Source organism: Microbacterium sp., from assembly GCF_047972865.1.
Classification (GTDB): Bacteria; Actinomycetota; Actinomycetes; order Actinomycetales; family Microbacteriaceae; genus Microbacterium.
This window is the reverse complement of record NZ_JBKEAY010000090.1, coordinates 1-2,417: the sequence shown is the minus strand read 5'-3', so window position 1 is coordinate 2,417 and position 2,417 is coordinate 1. Positions and strand designations below refer to the sequence as shown.

Here is a 2,417-nt window from a genome sequence, read left to right as displayed (position 1 = left end):
ACACCGGACGGAACGCACAACCCGGACGAGGCCCACACCCCAGACCGGCCCGCACCCCGAACCCGCCCCGCACCCCGAACCCGCCCCGCACCTCCGACACCGCCCGCGACACCAAGACCGGGGCGGTGAGCGGCGATGAGTGATTGGGCGGGTCTGGCGTGGCTGGTCGTGCTGCTGCTGTTCAACGCGTTCTTCGTGGGTGCCGAGTTCGCCGTCATCTCCGCGCGGCGCTCGCAGATCGAGCCGCGCGCCGAGAAGGGTTCGCGCGCGGCCAGGACGGCGCTGTACGCGATGGAGCATGCCACGCTCATGCTGGCGACCAGCCAACTGGGCATCACCATCTGCTCGCTGCTGATCCTGAACGTGTCGGAGCCCGCGATCCACCACCTGCTGGTGGCACCTCTCGGGCTGACCGGCTGGGGTGAAGCGCTCATCGACGCGATCGCGTTCGTCATCGCGCTCGTGCTGGTGTCGTACCTGCACGTCGTGTTCGGCGAGATGGTGCCCAAGAACCTGGCGTTCAGCGTGCCCGATCGTGCCGTGCTGCTGCTTGCCACGCCGCTGGTGTGGACCTCGAAAGTGTTCTACCCGATCATCGTCGCGTTGAACTGGATCGCCAACCATTCGGTGCGACTGTTCGGGATCGAGCCCAAGGATGAGGCCGCTTCGACGTTCACGCTCGATGAGGTCGCCACGATCGTGAATCAGTCCCGGATCGAGGGTGTCCTCGACGACGCTTCCGGCACGGTGGCCGCCGCCGTCGAGTTCACCGACAAAAAGGCGCGCGATGCCGCCGTGCCCCTGTCCGAGATCGTCACTCTTCCCGAGACGGCCACCCCCGACGATGTCGAGCGTGCCGTCGCCAAGCACGGCTTCTCGCGGTACGTCATCGTCGACGGCGTCGGCGCCCCGGTCGGCTATGTGCATTTGAAGGACGTGCTGCGCGAGGCGGAGGGGCCGGATGCCGAGCGTCGTGCGTTCGAGCCGATCAAGCCCAAGCGGATCCACCACATGGTCCCGGTCGCGGAGTCGACCGATCTGGAGGATGCGCTCGCGCTCATGCGCCGGTCCAGCCGTCATCTCGCGCAAGTGCGCGACGCGGCCGGTGAGATCACCGCGGTGCTGTTCCTGGAGGACATCCTGGAAGAGCTCGTCGGTGAGGTCGACGATGCGACCCGGCGCGGGTTCTGACCGGCCGGTAGGGTGGCGCCATGACCGAGGTGTGGACGGCCGACGAGGTGGCTCGTGTGCTGCGGCAGCCGACATCCGCGGACGACAAGTACACCCGCGGAGTCGTCGGTCTGCGCACCGGTTCGGACCGTTTTCCCGGCGCGGCGGTGCTCGGCGTAGACGCGGCATGGCGCACGGGCGTCGGCATGGTCCGCTATGTGGGGCCGCCGCGCGCGTCCGATCTGGTGCTGCAGCGCCGACCCGAGACGGTCTGCGTCGACGGGCGTGTTCAGGTCTGGGTGATCGGGTCGGGAACGGATGCCGCAGACCGCACGGATGAGGAAGCCACCGCGCTGCGCGGCATCCTGGCGGGCGGCACCCCGGTGGTGATCGACGCCGGAGCCCTCGATGTGGCAGCCGACGCGTCCGCGCCGCGGATTCTCACGCCCCACGACGGTGAGCACGCCCGGCTGCGACAGTTTCTGGGGCTCGATCCGGATGCCGACCGCGCCGAGGCCGTGGTCTCGACCGCCGCCGCGACAGGGGCTGTGGTGGTGCTCAAGGGGGCTCGAACGCTGATCGCCGATCCCAGCGGGTTGGTGCGGGTCGTCGAGGTGCAGACCTCCCGGCTGGCGACCGCGGGAACCGGCGACGTGTTGGCGGGAATGGTCGGCGGGTTGGTCGCCATCGCGGAGGGCCGAGGGGGAGGATTCGGCGAGCCGGGCGAGCCGGGCGAGCCGGGCGAACCCGGGGAGCCTGGATCGGCCGTCGTCGGCAGCCGACCCGGCCGGCGGGGCGACCGAGCGGGCTCGTACGATCCGGTCGGGGTACGGCGCCGGGGTGACCGTCCAGCCGAGCTCATCACCATGATCTCGTCGGCGCCGACGTCATCGATCGACTGGTCGAGGACCTGGCCGAGATGTCGGATCTGTTCAGGGATGCTGTTGGGCATCGGTGACCTCCAAGATGTCGCGGAGCCGGTCGAGGGCGCGTGACAGGTGTACGTGGACGGTGGATGGGCTGATCTCCAACAACTCGGCAACGTCGGCTTGGGACCAGCCGAAGCCGTGGACCAGGACGACGATGGTGGGTTGCTGCCCGGACAAACGAGCGAACGCCGGGACCAGTCCCGGCTCGACATCGGGGAAGCTTTCCTCCAGCTGTACGAGCAGTTCGGGCGGCAGTGGCTTGGGGGTGTAGCGGCGCGACGCCGATTGGCCGACCCGATACAGGTAGCCGGTCTGTTT

The 2,417-nt window shown here is 69.1% G+C and carries 3 protein-coding genes; 2 read left to right on the top strand and 1 reads right to left on the bottom strand.

The annotated features are described in order from the left end of the window. The first annotated feature begins 135 nt into the window (after positions 1–135). Together ACK5KK_RS05735 and ACK5KK_RS05730 are read left to right on the top strand one after the other, a co-directional pair. Positions 136–1,191, top strand: coding sequence for a hemolysin family protein (locus tag ACK5KK_RS05735; protein WP_416889132.1), 1,056 nt, complete (start codon positions 136–138; stop codon positions 1,189–1,191). Positions 1,192–1,211: 20 nt separating this feature from the next. After that, positions 1,212–2,165, top strand: a complete 954-nt coding sequence (locus tag ACK5KK_RS05730) for an ADP-dependent NAD(P)H-hydrate dehydratase (protein WP_416889131.1) — start codon at positions 1,212–1,214, stop codon at positions 2,163–2,165. Here ACK5KK_RS05730 and ACK5KK_RS05725 read toward each other — a convergent pair. Then, a partial coding sequence (locus ACK5KK_RS05725; protein ID WP_416889130.1) for an RNA polymerase sigma factor occupies positions 2,103–2,417 on the bottom strand: 315 nt, incomplete at its 5' end. The two genes, ACK5KK_RS05730 and ACK5KK_RS05725, sit on opposite strands and share 63 nt — an antisense overlap.

Bases quoted from the DNA above. Each gene is read 5' to 3' on its own strand.
- ACK5KK_RS05735 (WP_416889132.1), top strand. From the start codon at position 136: ATGAGTGATTGGGCGGGTCTGGCGTGGCTGGTCGTGCTGCTGCTGTTC.
- ACK5KK_RS05730 (WP_416889131.1), top strand. From the start codon at position 1,212: ATGACCGAGGTGTGGACGGCCGACGAGGTGGCTCGTGTGCTGCGGCAG.